At 46.2% G+C, this 16,393-nt stretch carries 16 protein-coding genes and 1 pseudogene; 15 read left to right on the forward strand and 2 right to left on the reverse strand.

The window, feature by feature from the left end; genetic code table 11:
• Positions 1 to 21 precede the first annotated feature (21 nt).
• Positions 22 to 1,674, reverse strand: a complete 1,653-nt coding sequence (locus RT269_RS13600; protein ID WP_313183364.1) for a DUF4091 domain-containing protein — start codon at positions 1,672 to 1,674, stop codon at positions 22 to 24.
• Positions 1,675 to 1,978: 304 nt separating this feature from the next.
• On the opposite strand from RT269_RS13600, the gene pth reads away from it, so the two are divergent.
• The 5 genes from pth to RT269_RS13625 all read left to right on the forward strand — a co-directional run bounded on the left by pth (position 1,979) and on the right by RT269_RS13625 (position 7,346).
• Positions 1,979 to 2,545: an aminoacyl-tRNA hydrolase gene (pth, locus tag RT269_RS13605; RefSeq protein ID WP_313183366.1), complete on the forward strand. Its 567-nt coding sequence runs from the start codon at positions 1,979 to 1,981 to the stop codon at positions 2,543 to 2,545.
• A 9-nt stretch (positions 2,546 to 2,554) separates the two neighbouring features.
• A complete protein-coding gene (gene mfd / locus RT269_RS13610; RefSeq protein ID WP_313183367.1) occupies positions 2,555 to 6,103 on the forward strand; it encodes a transcription-repair coupling factor in 3,549 nt (1,182 codons plus the stop codon).
• A 131-nt stretch (positions 6,104 to 6,234) separates the two neighbouring features.
• Complete coding sequence (locus RT269_RS13615; protein ID WP_313183369.1) at positions 6,235 to 6,420, forward strand: hypothetical protein; 186 nt, start codon at positions 6,235 to 6,237, stop codon at positions 6,418 to 6,420.
• A gap of 190 nt (positions 6,421 to 6,610) precedes the next feature.
• Positions 6,611 to 7,159: a stage V sporulation protein T gene (spoVT, locus tag RT269_RS13620; protein WP_312426211.1), complete on the forward strand. Its 549-nt coding sequence runs from the start codon at positions 6,611 to 6,613 to the stop codon at positions 7,157 to 7,159.
• Positions 7,160 to 7,202: 43 nt separating this feature from the next.
• Positions 7,203 to 7,346 carry an AE-binding protein gene (locus tag RT269_RS13625; RefSeq protein ID WP_100306879.1) on the forward strand — a complete coding sequence of 48 codons (144 nt, stop codon included), beginning with the start codon at positions 7,203 to 7,205 and terminating at the stop codon, positions 7,344 to 7,346.
• A gap of 133 nt (positions 7,347 to 7,479) precedes the next feature.
• On the opposite strand, the gene RT269_RS13630 is transcribed toward RT269_RS13625, so the two are convergent.
• The gene (locus tag RT269_RS13630; protein WP_313183371.1) at positions 7,480 to 8,460 is read right to left on the reverse strand and encodes a ComEC/Rec2 family competence protein; all 981 of its coding nucleotides are present in this window, start codon (positions 8,458 to 8,460) and stop codon (positions 7,480 to 7,482) included.
• 221 nt (positions 8,461 to 8,681) lie between these two features.
• Between RT269_RS13630 and RT269_RS13635 the strand changes: the two genes are divergently transcribed.
• From RT269_RS13635 to ftsH, 10 genes and pseudogenes are all read left to right on the forward strand, one after another.
• On the forward strand, positions 8,682 to 9,074 hold the full coding sequence (locus tag RT269_RS13635) for a MazG nucleotide pyrophosphohydrolase domain-containing protein (RefSeq protein WP_313183373.1): 393 nt from the start codon (positions 8,682 to 8,684) through the stop codon (positions 9,072 to 9,074).
• 63 nt (positions 9,075 to 9,137) lie between these two features.
• The gene (locus RT269_RS13640; protein ID WP_268875600.1) at positions 9,138 to 9,440 is read left to right on the forward strand and encodes an HU family DNA-binding protein; all 303 of its coding nucleotides are present in this window, start codon (positions 9,138 to 9,140) and stop codon (positions 9,438 to 9,440) included.
• A 3-nt stretch (positions 9,441 to 9,443) separates the two neighbouring features.
• Positions 9,444 to 9,683, forward strand: coding sequence for an RNA-binding S4 domain-containing protein (locus RT269_RS13645; protein ID WP_100306882.1), 240 nt, complete (start codon positions 9,444 to 9,446; stop codon positions 9,681 to 9,683).
• 89 nt (positions 9,684 to 9,772) lie between these two features.
• Positions 9,773 to 10,057: a sporulation protein YabP gene (yabP, locus tag RT269_RS13650; protein ID WP_054738199.1), complete on the forward strand. Its 285-nt coding sequence runs from the start codon at positions 9,773 to 9,775 to the stop codon at positions 10,055 to 10,057.
• Between the two features lie 97 nt (positions 10,058 to 10,154).
• A complete protein-coding gene (gene yabQ / locus RT269_RS13655) occupies positions 10,155 to 10,511 on the forward strand; it encodes a spore cortex biosynthesis protein YabQ (RefSeq protein WP_313183375.1) in 357 nt (118 codons plus the stop codon).
• A gap of 17 nt (positions 10,512 to 10,528) precedes the next feature.
• Positions 10,529 to 10,852 (forward strand): septum formation initiator family protein, encoded by a 324-nt coding sequence (locus tag RT269_RS13660; RefSeq protein ID WP_025230360.1) that lies wholly within the window; start codon positions 10,529 to 10,531, stop codon positions 10,850 to 10,852.
• Positions 10,853 to 11,112: 260 nt separating this feature from the next.
• Positions 11,113 to 12,528 carry a SpoIIE family protein phosphatase gene (locus tag RT269_RS13665; protein ID WP_331664157.1) on the forward strand — a complete coding sequence of 472 codons (1,416 nt, stop codon included), beginning with the start codon at positions 11,113 to 11,115 and terminating at the stop codon, positions 12,526 to 12,528.
• A gap of 74 nt (positions 12,529 to 12,602) precedes the next feature.
• Positions 12,603 to 13,925 (forward strand): annotated as a pseudogene (tilS, locus tag RT269_RS13670) (tRNA lysidine(34) synthetase TilS); the annotation flags it as partial.
• Between the two features lie 45 nt (positions 13,926 to 13,970).
• Positions 13,971 to 14,498, forward strand: a complete 528-nt coding sequence (gene hpt / locus RT269_RS30235; RefSeq protein WP_313183406.1) for a hypoxanthine phosphoribosyltransferase — start codon at positions 13,971 to 13,973, stop codon at positions 14,496 to 14,498.
• Positions 14,499 to 14,510: 12 nt separating this feature from the next.
• Positions 14,511 to 16,328 carry an ATP-dependent zinc metalloprotease FtsH gene (ftsH, locus tag RT269_RS13680; RefSeq protein WP_313183407.1) on the forward strand — a complete coding sequence of 606 codons (1,818 nt, stop codon included), beginning with the start codon at positions 14,511 to 14,513 and terminating at the stop codon, positions 16,326 to 16,328.
• Positions 16,329 to 16,393 lie beyond the last annotated feature (65 nt).

Genomic DNA, 16,393 nt, shown 5'->3' on the forward strand with positions numbered 1-16,393 from the left:
CCATTCTTCGGAAGAACTTTTTTATATGTATTTTTTAATCATCCGGTTGATCTTATTTCTCACTCCTATAAAATAGGCGCTTGATTTCGGATAGGAACGGAAGGTGATGGGTTCTGATAAATCTTCCTCCAAAAGCTCAATGACAGCCTCTTTTCCAATATAATGCTCCAGCAGCTTTAATGCCCTGTGATCCTGTTTGGCTTCGTAAAGAACCATAAGGCGTATGGATTCCTCCGGAACACCGTCAGGCCCCGGATAAACCAGGAAGGCATCACCGGAAGGGAAGCTTCCATCACAGTCTGTCACCTCATAAGGGTTTAAGTGGCGGAGGGAAAATGCGGAATTATAGAAATTGAATCCCCAGTGAAGGATTCCCTCGATCCCATATTTATATACCTGAAGGCCGTAAACCCGGTTTCTTGCAGAGGGCATTGCCATGAAACGGTTGGCCACATCCACGCATTGGGCGGTGCAGTAGTAGCTCCATAAATGGGGAACCTTATGGTCTAAAAACGGCTCTATGTGGTCGTTGGCGCAGACCGGACGTTCGATTATGCCAGATTCATAAAAGGAATAATCAGACAGAGCGTCTAACAGTCTGCAGTCCTTTAAATGCTTCATCACGGATTCTCTGGCGCGGGCATAAGATTCCAGATGGTCTTTTTCCGGTTCGTCTGAAATATGAAAAAAGGTTCTTTCAAGGATTTTAAGCCGGTCAAGCTCCTCCTTTAAGGCCGGTAGGAATTGATCCAGGAAAGCGGTGTATATTCCAGTGGAAGGAGTGTCCCAGCCAAAGAGTTTGATATCTTTCCCGTCTTTTTTGACCATGATTTTGGGAGCATGATAAGCACCCCATTGTGTGAACAAATGGGCCATTTCAAAATACTGGATCCCTGCATTCTTACAGATATCCACCCAACGTTCCAGGCGTGAGAAATCGAAGAGGAAACGGTTCTTTTCCTGGATTATGGAAACCAGTTGTATGGTCGTGCGTTCTCCTCCTACTGCAGTATCCAAAGGCGGTGTGAAAATGGGAGTGAGAATCATATTCATTCCTCTCTTTCCATAAAGGGAAATGAATTGTTCCAGAATGCTCCAATGCTCCTCTGAAAAAACGGGAACCTTATAATAATCGGCCAGACAGTCCCCGTGAAACCATTCCGTATGGAAAAGCTCCTGCTCCGGAAGCTGGACAGGAATCACTTCTACAGGGGCGGTCACGGAGGCCGCTTCTTCCTCTTGACTATTGATCAGAGAAAGGGTTACCGGATAAATGCCTCCAGGAATAACGTCTGGAATGGTGATGTCGATCCAAAGGCTCTGCCAGTGCCCTGGCACCAGAACCAGGCTGTCTTCCTCCAGATCCCGGAGAAGATCCGGATAAAGGCCCGGACCATGGTTTAAATAATTACTGTCACGCTTTTCATGGACTGGGTAAGCGGAGGGGACGTTCAGTACTTTACGGACCCGGATGCTGTCTTTTAAAGCAGAGGAAACCCGTACCTTTAATTTTTCTTTTCCCTGGCCTTTAAAAAAGCAGGCACTTTGGAAGGAGAGAGTTTCTCCGCAGAGGCCGTTAAAACGGCAGCATTCCGGTGAGAACACAGGCTCTTCTAAGGGAAATACCTTTTCCAGAGAGCTTAATACCACCATGCGGTAATGAATCTGTTCCATAAGAATCTCCTTTCTGTTTTCAAATCTTCAAACCTCTTAAGGCGGCGCCTTCCTGGTGTTTTAAGCGGTCATTCTTTTGCTATAAAATTATCCTTATTATAACTGGATGTATTTTTCTTTACAACTGTTTAAAAATAAAAAGGCGGTGTTTGCCTTTACATCTTAAGAATGAACTGTTAAAATAAAAAAAGCAGCGTTAGACCCCCCGGTTTTGGGAAATCTAGCGCTTTTCGGGCGTTTGAAACCCCTAAAAAGTCATGAATCGGAACCGTAGTTAATATAGACAATAATAAGGAGAATCATCATGTATATCATCGCAGGATTAGGAAACCCCACCAGGGAATATGAAAAAACCAGACATAATGTAGGGTTTGAAGCTGTGGACGTACTGGCGGACAAACTGGGGGCAAGTGTAACGGAAAAAAAGCACAGGGCATTTTGTGGAACCGGAAGGATCGGGTTTGAAAAGGTTATTTTATCAAAACCACAGACCTTTATGAACCTAAGCGGAGAGAGCATCCGGGCCATGGCGGATTTTTACAAGGTGGAGCCGGACCACATCATTATCATTTGCGATGACATCAACTTAACGGAAGGCCAGTTAAGAATCCGGTCAAAGGGAAGCGCCGGAGGCCATAACGGCTTAAAGAACATCATAAGCCATCTGGGAACCCAGGAATTTTTAAGGATCCGGGTGGGAGTGGGTGAAAAGCCAAAGGAAATGGACCTGGCAGACTATGTTTTAGGCCGTTTTCCCAGGGAGCAGGCAGCGATCATGGACCAGGCGTACAAGGATGCAGCAGAAGCAGCTATTATGGTGGTTACAGAGGGAGCGGATGCAGCGATGAACCATTTTAACAGGAAGAAGTAAGGAGATTTCATGAGTGATCTATTTGAAAAACCATTGAGGGAATTAAAGGATTATGAGGACCTTTCCGGTGATCTGTTAAAAAGAGCCGGACCTGTCATGGCCAGCGGCTGTCTGGATTCCCAAAAGGTTCATCTGATGTATGAATCGGCAAAACAGGAAGGCTTAAGGCTGGTGGTCACTTATGATGACACCAGAGCCAGGGAGATCTATGAGGACCTGCGCTTCTTTGATCCTGATGTTTGGCTGTATCCGGCCAGGGATCTTCTGTTTTTCAGCGCGGATATTCACGGAAACTTACTGACCAAGCAGCGAATGACCGTGTTCCGTCATTTAATGGAGAAATCCTCCGGGTGGGTTGTCACGACCTTTGACGGGCTTATGGACCACCTTCTTCCGCTTGAGTATCTTAAGGAACAGGTGCTGTCTGTGGAAGGCGGTCAGACCATTGATGTGGAAAAATGGAAAAAACGTCTTACAGAGCTGGGATATGAACGTATGGCCCAGGTGGATGGCATGGGGCAGTTCTCCATCAGGGGCGGGATCATTGACGTATTCCCTTTAACCGAGGAGCTGCCGGTGCGTATTGAATTGTGGGATGATGAGGTTGACTCCATCAGAACCTTTGATATTGAAAGCCAGAGATCCATTGAACAGTTAGAGAGCATACGGATCTATCCTGCCACGGAGATGGCTCTGACAGGGAGGCAGATCCAGGAGGGAATCGAAGCCCTTGAAAAGGAATTAAAAAAATACGAGAAGGATTTAAGGGCACAGTCAAAAATCCAGGAATCCGCCAGGATCCGTTCCATTGTATCCGAATTTTTGGAAGGACTTAAGGAAGGGTTCCGGCAGCATGGGCTGGACGGCTATATCCATTACTTCTGCCAGGAGAGCGTGTCTTTTCTGGAGTATTTCCGTGGGGAAAATTCCGTACTTTTCCTGGATGAGCCGGAACGGCTTAAGGAAAAAGGGGAAACCGTTGAGATGGAGTTCAGGGAAAGCATGATACACCGCCTGGAAAACGGTTACCTCCTTCCGGGACAGACCGGCCTTCTTTATACGGCAAAAGAGATGCTGGCCAGGGTCCAGACAAAGACAACGGTTTATTTGACCGGCCTAGAGCAGAAGCTTTCCGGTTTTACAGTAAAAAACCGCTATAGCTTCCAGGTGAAGAATGTAAATACCTATCAGAATGGGTTTGAGCTTTTAATAAAGGATTTAACCAGATGGAAAAAGGAAGGATACCGGGTAATCCTTTTGTCCGCGTCCAGGACCAGGGCCAGCCGTCTGGCAGGAGATCTAAGAGAGTATGATTTACGGGCCTACTGTCCTGATGATGGGGGAGAGGGTCAGGAGGTAAAGCCAGGGGAGATTCTGGTCACCTTTGGAAACCTCCACCGGGGCTTTGAATATTCCATGATAAAATTTATCGTCATAACGGAAGGCGATATGTTTGGCGTGGAAAAAAAGAAGCGGAAACGGAAAAAGACCACCTATGAAGGAACCAAGATTCAAAACTTTTCCGATCTTTCCATCGGAGATTACGTGGTCCATGAGGAACATGGTCTTGGTATTTACCGGGGAATCGAAAAAATCGAGCAGGATGGAGTCATCAAGGATTATTTAAAGGTAGAATATGCGGACAACGGGAATTTATATCTTCCTGCGACAAGGCTTGACGGAATCCAGAAATATGCCGGAGCCGAGGCGAAAAAACCTAAACTGAACCGGCTGGGAGGGGACCAGTGGAACAAGACTAAGACCAGGGTAAAAGGCGCGGTAAAAGAGATTGCTAAGGAACTGGTGCAGCTTTATGCGACCAGGCAGCAGACCCATGGATTTCAGTACGGAGAGGATACGGTCTGGCAGAAGGAATTTGAAGAGATGTTTCCTTATGAGGAAACTGAGGATCAGTGGGATGCCATAGAGGCGACCAAGACGGATATGGAGAGCAGAAAGATCATGGACCGTCTGATCTGCGGGGACGTTGGTTACGGAAAGACGGAAATCGCCCTCAGGGCTGCATTCAAAGCGGCACAGGACGGAAAACAGGTCGTCTACCTGGTTCCGACAACCATCCTTGCCCAGCAGCACTATAATACATTTGCCCAGCGTATGAAGGATTTCCCTGTCAGGGTGGATTTAATGTCCCGTTTCCGGACTCCGGGGCAGATGAAAAAGACCCTGGAGGATTTAAAACGGGGACTGGTGGATATTGTGATCGGGACCCACAGGGTCTTATCAAAGGATGTGCAGTTTAAGGATCTGGGCCTTCTTATTATTGATGAGGAACAGCGTTTCGGCGTAGCCCATAAAGAAAAGATCAAGCAGCTGAAAGAAAATGTTGATGTTCTGACCTTAACGGCCACTCCCATTCCAAGGACTCTCCACATGAGTCTGGTTGGAATCCGTGACATGAGCGTGCTGGAGGAGCCTCCCGTAGACCGTATGCCCATACAGACCTATGTCATGGAGCATAACGATGAAATGGTGCGGGAGGCCATTCACCGGGAGCTTTCCCGCGGAGGACAGGTTTATTATGTATACAACCGGGTAAGCAACATCGACGAGGTGGCAAGCCACATTGCAAGCCTGGTTCCAGAGGCGGCAGTAACCTTTGCCCATGGGCAGATGCACGAGCATGAACTGGAGCGGATCATGTTTGATTTTGTTAACGGGGAAATCGATGTCCTGGTCTGCACCACCATCATTGAGACCGGACTTGATATTGCCAATGCCAACACCATGATCATCCAGGACGCGGACCGCATGGGCCTTTCCCAGCTATATCAGCTTCGTGGACGCGTAGGCCGTTCCAGCCGGACTTCCTATGCATTTCTAATGTATAAGCGGGATAAGCTGCTGAAGGAGGAGGCAGAAAAACGTCTTCAGGCCATCCGTGAATTTACAGAGCTGGGCTCCGGGATCAAGATCGCCATGCGGGATTTAGAGATCCGGGGAGCAGGAAATGTTCTGGGAGCGGAACAGCACGGACACATGGAAGCGGTAGGGTATGACCTTTACTGTAAGCTCTTAAATCAGGCGGTTTTAGAGCTTAAGGGACAGAGGAAGGAAGAAGAAAGCTATGAAACCGTGGTGGACTGTGACATTGATGCATACATCCCCACTTCCTATATTAAGAACGAATATCAGAAACTTGATATTTACAAGCGGATCTCCAGCATTGAGAATGAAGAAGAATATATGGATATGCAGGATGAGCTGATGGATCGTTTCGGTGACATTCCAAAGCCGGTTGATAACCTGCTTAAGGTGGCGGGCTTAAAGGCTCTGGCCCACAGCGCCTATGTGACAGAGGTTAATATCAACCGCCAGGAGGTCCGCCTGACCATGTATAAGAATGCAAGGCTTAAGGTAGAGGGCATTCCGAAGATCATTGATCAGTACCGCGGGGATTTAAAGTTCCAGATGGGAGAAGAACCAAGGCTTACGTATCTTGACAGAAAGAAAAATCAGTCCACCGATGCCATGATCAGCCAGGCAGAGGTGATATTAAAGCAAATGTTGGAATTGTCAGAAAAGAATGAAAAAAAGTGAAAATTGACTTCTAAAATACCGTTGATCTGGTTGATTTTTGTCTTATTTGTGATATAATAATAGTAGAAGAAGGGCTTTTGTCCCAGATGCTTTCTTTGTTCCCATTAATGTTCCGGAGAAAGGTGGTAGCTATGGACGTTTTAGGTATGTATCTTCTACAGAGAGTTTCAAATGAATTGACAATTCAAAAATATGGTTCTTTTGAAAACCATTTTGTAACCCCCGTTCCAGATAATGCGGCTGCAAAGGCAGCCCATGAGGGATATTTGTCATCCTCAAAGCAAGTGATACGCCATGTCAGACAGGGTGACTTCTAAACTGGGAAAACCCCGGCTTCTTCAAGCAATTTACTAAGTCTGATTAAAAAATCAGGGTTCGACTTTTTTTTAACAAGTCGGCCCTGATTTTAAATTTTGGGAAAAATGGCAGACTTAAGTATAATCTGTTGCTTTCGTAGCAAAATAATATCAGTGATATAAAAACGCACAAGATGGAGGAATTTTAATTATGAAAGCAACTGGTATTGTAAGACGAATTGACGACCTGGGACGTGTAGTTATACCGAAAGAAATCAGAAGGACGCTCCGGTTACGAGAAGGGACTCCGCTTGAGATATTTACAGACAGGGAAGGAGAAATCATTTTAAAGAAATATTCTCCGATGGTAGAACTTACTGCTTTTGCTTCTCAATATGCAGAAGCCATGGCTCAAACTACCGGACTTACCGTATGTATCAGCGACAGAGATCAGATCATCGCTGTGGCAGGAGGATCTAAAAAGGAACTTCTGCAGAAAACCATCAGCAAGCAACTGGAGAATCTTATCAATGAACGCACGGTCGTGGTATCCGGAAAGGATGACAAGAGCTTTATTCCTCTGTCAGGGGAAACACTGGAAGGGATAACGGCTCAAGTGGTGGCTCCTATTATCTGTGAGGGTGATGCAATTGGAGCGGTAGCTTTATTGAGCAGAGAACCCAGAGCACGTTTTGGAGATATGGAGACAAAGCTGGCTACAACAGCAGCCGGATTTTTAGGCCGCCAGATGGAAGGCTAGTTATGCCGCTGACAAGCATACATGAATCAGGAGGTGAATAGAAATGAAGGTTTTTGTACCTGAGGAAGATGATTATAACGATGGCGATATCCCGGAAATTGATACGGAACCATACAAAGATGGATTCTACGTTGAACCATTACCGGAATCAGAACGGCCAAGGCGGGATGGTCCCGGGGGAAATTAACCGGACGCTTATGCCATAATCCAGGAGGGGTATGTCTTTAAACATACTTCTCCGTCCGGAGGCACGGACAGTAAAAGAGGTAATGACAAAAAAAGAAACGGCATCAGCCGTTTCTTTTTTAGACGGAAACCGGTTAATAGATGATCTGGTCTCCGTCTTTGATGCAATAATTTACCTTTACTCCCAGCTCTTCCATCCATTTCCTGGTTTCAAGTGTTTTCCAGTCCCCGCTGCCGATTCCGCCGCCGTTGTCGTTATTCCACAGCCAGAGCGGACAGGGCCAGAGGGCGATTTGAGGTTTAATGATGGAATATACATTCTGGTTAACACCGTACTGGCCGTGGTGGGACATCTGAACAATATCGCTTTTTAAATCTTCTGCGCTTCGTTCTGCAGCCAGGAGTTCACCGGCATCGGGTCCCATATCACCCAGCACCAGGATGCTTACGTCATTTAAGAAAAATTTATAAGCAACGGAGCTGTTATTTACGGAGGTGACATCCAGAAGATAAGGATTGTTTAAAACCTTTGCTTTTATCTGGCCTAACTGGATCTCCTGATCCTTCTGTACGGTGTGCAGCTTTTCGGCGGGAAGTGTTGCAAGGGCAGATATCAGACTGTTCACCATACTGTTCCGGGAAGGCTCAACCTTTTCATACCAGGATAAGTCCGCCAGGGAATAATAGACATTATCAATGGTGATCTGGCTGTCCGGGTTATTCAGAATCGAAACAAGTGCCCCTATATGGTCTGAATGAGGATGGGTAATAAACCATCCGGATACATGCCCGCCCTTAGAACGCAGCACTTCCGTTAAATGGGCCGCATCAATGTCCCAACCGCCGTCAATGACCACAAGGGTTCCGTTCTTGTCCTGTAAAATCATGGAAAGCATCTGCCGGTTGTCATAATCGGAAAGCAGGGATAAGCTGCCGCCGTTAAAAATTTTGCTTCCCGGTCCGATATTAAGGGCCGGTCCAAAGCCCATGCTCCGCATCGTCAGCTCCCCTGCTGAAACACTGGGTGTTAAGAGCTCCGTGGTGAATGCGGTAAATACAATGTTTAAAAATAACACGCAAGCTGCTATTTTTTTCCATATGCTGAAATTTTTCATGGTTACCTCCGTTTTCATTTGTATAGTTATTTCATGAAGATTGTCCGTTTGATGAGCCGAAGGCAAATCGAACTTCCTTAAATAATCTCTCTTATTATATAAGAACAGGCACTTTTTTAACAGGGGGGAGAAACAATTGTCAGAAAATCTTCAGAATTAAAAAAAGCATGATCCCATGGACTGCCGTGTCATGATATAATAACGGCAAAAGGAGGCTGATCATGTATACTTTTGAAGATTTAGTAAATATTACAAATAAACTGCGATCCGAAAAAGGCTGTTCCTGGGACAGGGAGCAGACCTATGAGAGTCTGAAAAAATGCCTTAAAGAGGAAAGCGGGGAGGTTCTTAATGCCATCGATCATGAGGATATGGAAAACCTTTGCGAGGAACTGGGAGATATCCTGTTTCTGGTGATGCTTTACAGCCAGATTGCAAAGGAACGGGGAGACTTTTCCACGGATGATGTGGTAAACGGAATCTGTAAAAAAATGATACGCAGACACCCTCATGTTTTTGGCGGAGAAAATGCAGGTTTGCAGCTGGAGGGACAAGCGCTTTGGGAGGCAATAAAAAAGCAGGAGAAAGCCTTACAAAAGTGCGAAAAACCTTGACAAAAACGGGAGAAACAGCTATAAATGATATAGTAATCGTGTTATGCGAAAAATCGTAGCCTGGTGCTACATTCTAGGAGGAAGATATCAATGAACAAAGCAGAGTTAATCGCAGCAGTCGCAGAAAAAGCAGAGCTGTCCAAAAAGGATGCAGAGAAGGCAGTTAAAGCTTTAACAGATGTAATATCTGAAGAACTGGTTAAAGGCGAGAAGATCCAGTTAGTTGGTTTTGGTACATTTGAGGTATCTGAAAGAGCGGCAAGAGAGGGAAGAAATCCAAAGAGCGGCGAAGTTATGAACATCCCTGCTTCCAAAACACCAAAATTTAAAGCTGGAAAGGCTTTAAAGGATATGGTGAACGCTTAATCCATGAGACTGGATAAGTTTCTTAAAGTTTCTCGTCTGATCAAGAGAAGAACCGTAGCGAACGAAGCCTGTGACGCAGGCCGGGTGCTTGTAGGCGGAAAGCCTGCGAAAGCTTCCTTAAACATTAAGGAAGGCGACATCATAGAGATCCATTTTGGGACTAGCTCTGTAAAGGTTGAGGTTCTTGATGTAGCGGAAACGGTTAAAAAGGATGAAGCGAAAGAGCTTTATCGTTATCTCTAGTTCACAGTTTCGATACGTACGATAAATTTCAGTAATATTGGAGCGTGCCTCCTAATATACTTTAGACAGGTATATTAGGAGGTTTTTGTATGGAAGAAAAGGTGAATATCCGTCCTCACAGGCTCACAATAGAAAACAGGGGTTCCGGTATGATGACAGGAATACGGGAAGTGGTGTCCTTTGATGAAAACCAGGTAGTTCTTGATACGGACATGGGACTTTTGACTTTAAAGGGAAAGGGGCTCCACGTCAGCCGCCTGACTCTTGAAAAAGGGGAAGTGGATTTAAACGGCAATATTGAAAGTCTTACCTATTCCTCCAATGAAGCTCTGCGCAGGTCAGGGGAATCCATGATTTCCAGGCTGTTTAAATAAAAAAAGGGAGTTCGATTCGCCTGGTGGTTCATCGAACGGCTGTTTTTCTAAGCCCAGCCGGCGCTTTGCTAAGAAAATTATGCCCAGAAGGAGTCATATGAGCGTTCATATCGTATACGAAGTAAAACTTCTGCTCTACAGCTTTTTAACAGGCGCAGGGCTTATGATAACATATGACCTGCTACGCATATTCCGTATTTTTATTCCTCATTCCTATGTATTTATAGGAATAGAGGACATGATATACTGGATTTATGCGTCCTTAGTCACGTTTTCTCTGCTGTATGAACAGAATGACGGAGGATTAAGAGGGTACGCCGTTGCTGGAGTATTTATAGGAATGTTTTTATATGATAAAATAGTAAGCAGACATTTCATAAAACTCTTGAAACATTTCCGAAAATATCTTAAAATAAAGGTGGATGGTTGTAACCGAAGAAAGAACCGGCATTAAAGGTGATTGGTGATCGTATGGACAAAATGGGAAAATCAAGACGAAAGAGAAAAGATAGGTGGGGCAATCGAATGACGATCATCGGCATTACCTTTGTCGTATTCAGCCTTGCTGTGATTGTTACCATTAAGGGAGTCACGTTAAAAGAGAAGGAGCGGGAATATGAGCTTCGTCTGGAGAATCTTCAGGCCCAGGTGGACAAGGAAGAAGAACGGTCTCAAAAATTAGAGGAATACCGGGTTTATGTCCAGACCAAACAATATATTGAAGAAGTCGCAAAGCAGAAGCTGGGACTTGTTAATCCTGACGAGATTTTACTTAAGCCGTCGCGAAGGCAGTAGTGCCATCCCTCTGCGCCTCATAAAGCGGGGCGGGCCCTATCCAAAGGGCTTGGACAATAAAGGGGAATGCTGTCGTACGATTTTAGATCATGAGTCAGCTGTTTTGACAAATATTTTCCTTCTGCCTGTATATAATGTGGTTTATGAGAAACTGTATTTTAGTTTCTCATAAAAGGTGCTGCTTTTGCACCATCCATCCGATTATGAAAACTTGTTTTCATAATATGGTTTAAAGCATGATACAGGCAGGAGGGATTTTTGTGTTCAGACGTAAGGCGGCACATCATGATATGGCTGATGTGAATGTATATACGGCAAAAAGATTAAACGACATGGCCAGCTCCTTGGGAGAGCTTGCCAAAGCTTGTACAGATGATTTGTCAGCAGAACAGGGACTTACAAAGGAAGACGGCATTGCGGCCCTTGAAACGGCGGCGGCTATGGTATGCGCAGGCTGCAACAAATGCATTGTGTATTCCGGGAAAGAACAGGACAATCAATATTATCTGCAATATCTGGTTCGTGCATTTGAACAAAAAGGGAGTGTGGACTACGGGGACATGCCCCGTTTTTTTCTGGAAACCTGTAAAAGGAAGGATGACTACATGGTCCAGCTGAACCGGGGGCTTGGAAGAGCCACCATGAATCTGGCATGGAAGAACCGTTTTTTAGAAAGCCGCGACGCGGTTATCGTACAATTTAAAGAACTGGCTGTGATTTTAGAGGAGTTTTCTCATCAGGTGGAACATTCTATTGACATAACTCCGGATTGGGAAGAAGAAATAAAGCGGGCTTTCCGCCGCAACCATATTATCATTGAGAAGATGCTCATTTTAGAATACGAGAATCATCAGAGGGAAGCATTTCTGACCATGAGGACCTTGAACGGCCGGTGTGTGACGGTAAAGGAAGCTGCGGAGATCCTGGAAAATGCCATAGAGGAAGGGGAATGGACGGTGGCCCCTGACGGCAGGAATCTGGTGACCAAGCAGGCCGATACCATACGGTTTGTTGAAAAGGGAGAGTACCGGGTCATTTATGGTGTAGCCAAAGCAGTCAAAAGCGGAGAAGAGGTATCCGGAGACAATTATACCTTTGGACAAGTCCAGCCGGGACAGGTCATCATGAGCCTGTCAGACGGCATGGGAAGCGGCAGAGTGGCCGAAGAGGAAAGCAGGCAGGTCATTGAGCTGACTCAAAGGCTTCTTGAGGCCGGATTTTCCACCAGGGCGGCCCTTAAAATGGTCAATACGGTCCTGCTTCTCACCGGGATCTCCCAGCATCCGGCCACCCTGGATTTATGCTGCATTGATTTAAAAACCGGGATCATGGAGGCCATGAAGCTGGGAGCGGCAGCCACCTATATTATCAGTGAAAAGGGAGTAGAGCTTTTGGAAGCAGGTGAGGTACCCATGGGAATCCTGAATCCGGTGGAGCCGGTTCTCCTGTCTAAAAAGCTTTGGGATGATAACCGGATCATCATGGTGAGCGACGGAGTGTTAGACGCTCTTCCGGCAGACGAAAAGGAACTGATGCTGCAGGAATTCATTGCCGGAATGCCAGTAAAAAATCCTCAGGATATGGCTGACAGGATTCTCCTGTTCGCAAGATCCTTCAGCGACAAGGCTGCGGATGATATGACAGTTCTCACTGCAGGAATATGGAAAAGAAAATAATAATTGCAACAGACATGTTTTGTGGGTATATTTATAATATAGAGGGGAGAAAATCAACTAAGGAAGGTGGCTGAATGTACAGAACGATATTAGATTATATCAGACGGAACCGGCTGTTTTCTCCGGGGGACCGCGTCATTGTGGCGCTTTCCGGAGGAGCCGATTCGGTCTGTCTTCTTGTAGTCTTAAACGAGCTTAAGGAAGTGCTGGGGCTGGAATTAAAGGCGGTTCATGTCCATCATGGCTTAAGGGGGAAAGAGGCAGACAGAGACAGCGATTACGCTGGTAAGCTTTCAGAAACGCTGGGAGTGCCTTTTGCCTGTGTCCGGGTGGATGCAGCCCGTTATGCCAGGGAACATGGTATGTCAGTGGAAGAGGCAGGAAGGCATTTGCGTTACCAGATCTTTGAGAAGGAGCGCCTTGACTTTTCAGGGACAAAAATAGCGGTGGCCCATCACAGGGATGATCAGGCCGAGACTATTCTTTATAACCTGTTCCGGGGAACCGGGTTAAAAGGGCTTGGAGGAATGCGCCCGGTGCGGGATAAAATTGTCCGCCCGCTGCTGTCTGTTGGAAGGGAGGAAATTCTTGCATATCTGGCGGAAAAAGGGATATCTTATTGTGAGGACTCTACCAATGCCCAGACGGATTATGTGAGGAATCGCATCAGAAGCCGGATTTTGCCGGAGATCAGAGAAGAAGTCAACAGGCGGGCAGGGGAAAACATCCTTCATGCGGGAGAGATGGCTGCACAGGCAGATGCGTATCTGGAGAAGCAGGCAGAAGGCGTATTAATGGCCTGGGGAGCCGAAGAAACGGATGAGGCCGGAACAATAACGGCGCGGGGAGTTGATGCTAAGGCTCTTTTGGCGGAAGATGATATTATAAAGAACTATGTGGTCCGGATCATGATCCGGTCTGTCAATGAATCCATGAAGGATATTACGATGACTCACGTGGAAAGCGCAGCAGCGCTTCTTTTTGGTTCTTCCGGCAGGCAGGTGGATCTGCCCTGCGGGCTTATTGCTGTGCGTATTTTTGATGAATTGTGGATAAAAAGGAAAAGACAGGAAGGATTGGTGGATAAGGAAAAGGCTGTTTTTCTTCCAGAACTGGATTTTAAGATCTTTCCCTACAAAAAAGGTCAGGAAATTCCCAAAAACGGGTATACGAAATGGTTTGATTATGATAAAATCAAGTGTGCGCTGTCTGTTAGGTATCGAAAAACCGGGGATTACATGACACTGGCCGGAGGCGGCAGAAAGACCGTCAAGGAATTTATGATTCATGAGAAGATACCGAAAGAGGAACGGGAAAAAATACCGCTGGTAGCGGATGGTTCCCATGTCCTCTGGGTAATCGGATACCGGATCAGTGAATATTATAAGATAACAGATGATACCCGTACAGTAATACAAATGCAGTTAGACGGAGGAAAAACAATGGATGATAAGATACGTATATTGTTATCAGAGGAAGAAGTAGCGGCAAGGGTAAAAGAAATAGCAGAAGAGATCAGCAGAGATTATGAGGGAAAACCACTTCATTTGATTTGTATTTTAAAAGGTGGTGTTTTCTTTACCTGTGAGCTTTCAAAACGGATCAATCTGCCTCTTACCATGGATTTCATGTCCGTATCCAGTTACGGCGCCGGAACGGTGTCCAGCGGAATCGTTAAGATCACCAAAGACCTTGATGATCCCATTGAAGGGAAGGATGTATTGATCGTGGAGGATATCATTGATTCCGGCAATACCCTGGCCTATCTGATTGAGGTATTAAAGCAGAGAAATCCAAACAGCATTGAGCTGTGTACCCTTCTTGATAAACCGGAGCGCCGGGTGAAGGATCAGGTAAAGGTGAAATATACCTGTTTTACCGTTCCGGATCAATTTATCATTGGATATGGCCTTGACTACGATCAGATATACAGGAATTTACCATATATTGGAGTTATAGAACAGCAATAAGGAGGCAGCATGTTGAAACAACAGCAACCATTCAGAGGCTTGGGCTTTCTGCTCCTTCTGGTCATCATGCTTTTCTTTGCCAGTAGGCTGCCCCAAAAGAGCGGAATTATTACCAACCAGGAGCTGATGCAGGCAATTGATAATGGGACCATAGTCTCGGCAACCATCAGGCAGAACGATCCGCCCCCAACGGGAAGGATCGAGATGACCATGACTGACAACTCAACAAAACAGGCCAATGTGTCCAATGTCATTGAGATACAGGATCGTTTGGACCGCAATGGGATTACCTATACAGTGGATGCGGTACAAAAGGAAAATTTATTCCTGACGATTACGCTTCCGTTAATCTTAACGGCGGTAGTTTTGGTTTTTCTGTTCATGTTGATGAATGCCAGGGCAGGGGCAGGAAGCGCTAATGCCAAAATGATGAATTTTGGAAGAAGCCGGGCTCATCTTGCAAAGGACGCCAACAAGGTGAACTTCAGCAAGGTAGCAGGACTTGAAGAGGAAAAGGAGGAGCTGGAAGAAGTCGTTGATTTCCTAAAGAATCCTCAGAAGTATACCAGTGTAGGGGCCCGGATCCCCAAGGGAATCCTCCTTGTAGGACCACCCGGAACAGGAAAGACCCTCCTTGCCAAGGCAGTGGCAGGAGAAGCCGGGGTACCGTTTTTCTCCATTTCCGGTTCCGATTTCGTGGAAATGTTTGTAGGTGTCGGCGCTTCCCGCGTGAGAGACCTGTTTGAAGAAGGGAAAAAGCATGCCCCCTGTATAATATTCATCGATGAGATCGATGCGGTAGCCCGCCGCAGAGGTACCGGTATGGGCGGCGGACACGACGAAAGAGAGCAGACCTTAAACCAGCTTCTGGTGGAGATGGATGGCTTCGGGATCAATGAAGGGATCATCGTTATGGCTGCGACAAACCGTGTGGATATCCTGGACCCGGCAATTCTGCGTCCCGGACGCTTTGACCGTAAGGTAGGGGTCGGAAGGCCTGATGTAAAAGGAAGAGAAGAAATCTTAAAGGTTCATTCCAAGGAAAAACCTTTGGGAGAAGATGTGGATTTAAGGAGGATCGCCCAGACGACTGCGGGATTTACCGGTGCGGATCTGGAGAACCTTATGAATGAAGCCGCTATCTATGCGGCCAAACACAACAAGAAATTTATCAACCAGGCTGATGTAGACAGAGCTTTTGTAAAGGTTGGAATCGGAGCCGAGAAAAAGAGCAAGGTAATAACCGAAAAGGAAAAAAGGATTACGGCTTACCACGAAGCAGGCCATGCGATTTTATTCCATCTGCTTCCTGATGAGGGACCGGTGCATACCATTTCCATCATTCCTACGGGAGTCGGTGCTGCCGGATATACCATGCCATTACCGGAAAATGATCATATGTTCAATACCAGGGGCAAGATGCTCCAGGATATCATGGTGGATTTAGGCGGAAGGATCGCAGAGGAGCTCATTTTCGGCGATATCACCACCGGAGCTTCCCAGGATATCAAGCAGGCCACAGCTACGGCCCGGGCCATGGTGACCCAGTACGGAATGTCTGATAAAGTGGGTATGATCAATTATGGCAATGAGGGCGATGAAGTCTTTATCGGCCGTGATCTGGCCCATGCCAAGAGCTATGGCGGCCAGGTGGCCAATACCATTGATAATGAGGTAAAGCGGATCATTGATGAGTGCTATGAAAAGGCAAAGGACATTATCTTGAAACATGAAGAGGTACTCCACGCCTGCTGTAAGCTGCTCATGGAAAAAGAAAAGATCGGCCAGAAGGAATTCGAAAATTTGTTTTCTGCAGTAGCGGAGGGCTAAGTACCTTCTGCAGACTTAAATGAGATAAAAGCGCAGAGTCCGGGAAAATATCTAAGTTTCCACCC

It is taken from the genome of Lacrimispora sp. (assembly GCF_032078915.1).
GTDB lineage: Bacteria > Bacillota > Clostridia > Lachnospirales > Lachnospiraceae > Lacrimispora.

Excerpts from the sequence above, each read along its gene's own strand:
- RT269_RS13645 (WP_100306882.1), top strand. The coding sequence starts at position 9,444 with ATGAGACTGGATAAGTTTCTTAAAGTTTCTCGTCTGATCAAGAGAAGA.
- yabQ (WP_313183375.1), top strand. The coding sequence starts at position 10,155 with ATGAGCGTTCATATCGTATACGAAGTAAAACTTCTGCTCTACAGCTTT.
- RT269_RS13630 (WP_313183371.1), bottom strand. The coding sequence starts at position 8,460 with ATGAAAAATTTCAGCATATGGAAAAAAATAGCAGCTTGCGTGTTATTT.
- mfd (WP_313183367.1), top strand. The coding sequence starts at position 2,555 with ATGAGTGATCTATTTGAAAAACCATTGAGGGAATTAAAGGATTATGAG.
- spoVT (WP_312426211.1), top strand. The coding sequence starts at position 6,611 with ATGAAAGCAACTGGTATTGTAAGACGAATTGACGACCTGGGACGTGTA.
- RT269_RS13660 (WP_025230360.1), top strand. The coding sequence starts at position 10,529 with ATGGACAAAATGGGAAAATCAAGACGAAAGAGAAAAGATAGGTGGGGC.
- RT269_RS13615 (WP_313183369.1), top strand. The coding sequence starts at position 6,235 with ATGGACGTTTTAGGTATGTATCTTCTACAGAGAGTTTCAAATGAATTG.
- pth (WP_313183366.1), top strand. The coding sequence starts at position 1,979 with ATGTATATCATCGCAGGATTAGGAAACCCCACCAGGGAATATGAAAAA.
- hpt (WP_313183406.1), top strand. The coding sequence starts at position 13,971 with ATGGATGATAAGATACGTATATTGTTATCAGAGGAAGAAGTAGCGGCA.
- RT269_RS13600 (WP_313183364.1), bottom strand. The coding sequence starts at position 1,674 with ATGGAACAGATTCATTACCGCATGGTGGTATTAAGCTCTCTGGAAAAG.
- yabP (WP_054738199.1), top strand. The coding sequence starts at position 9,773 with ATGGAAGAAAAGGTGAATATCCGTCCTCACAGGCTCACAATAGAAAAC.
- RT269_RS13635 (WP_313183373.1), top strand. The coding sequence starts at position 8,682 with ATGTATACTTTTGAAGATTTAGTAAATATTACAAATAAACTGCGATCC.
- RT269_RS13625 (WP_100306879.1), top strand. The coding sequence starts at position 7,203 with ATGAAGGTTTTTGTACCTGAGGAAGATGATTATAACGATGGCGATATC.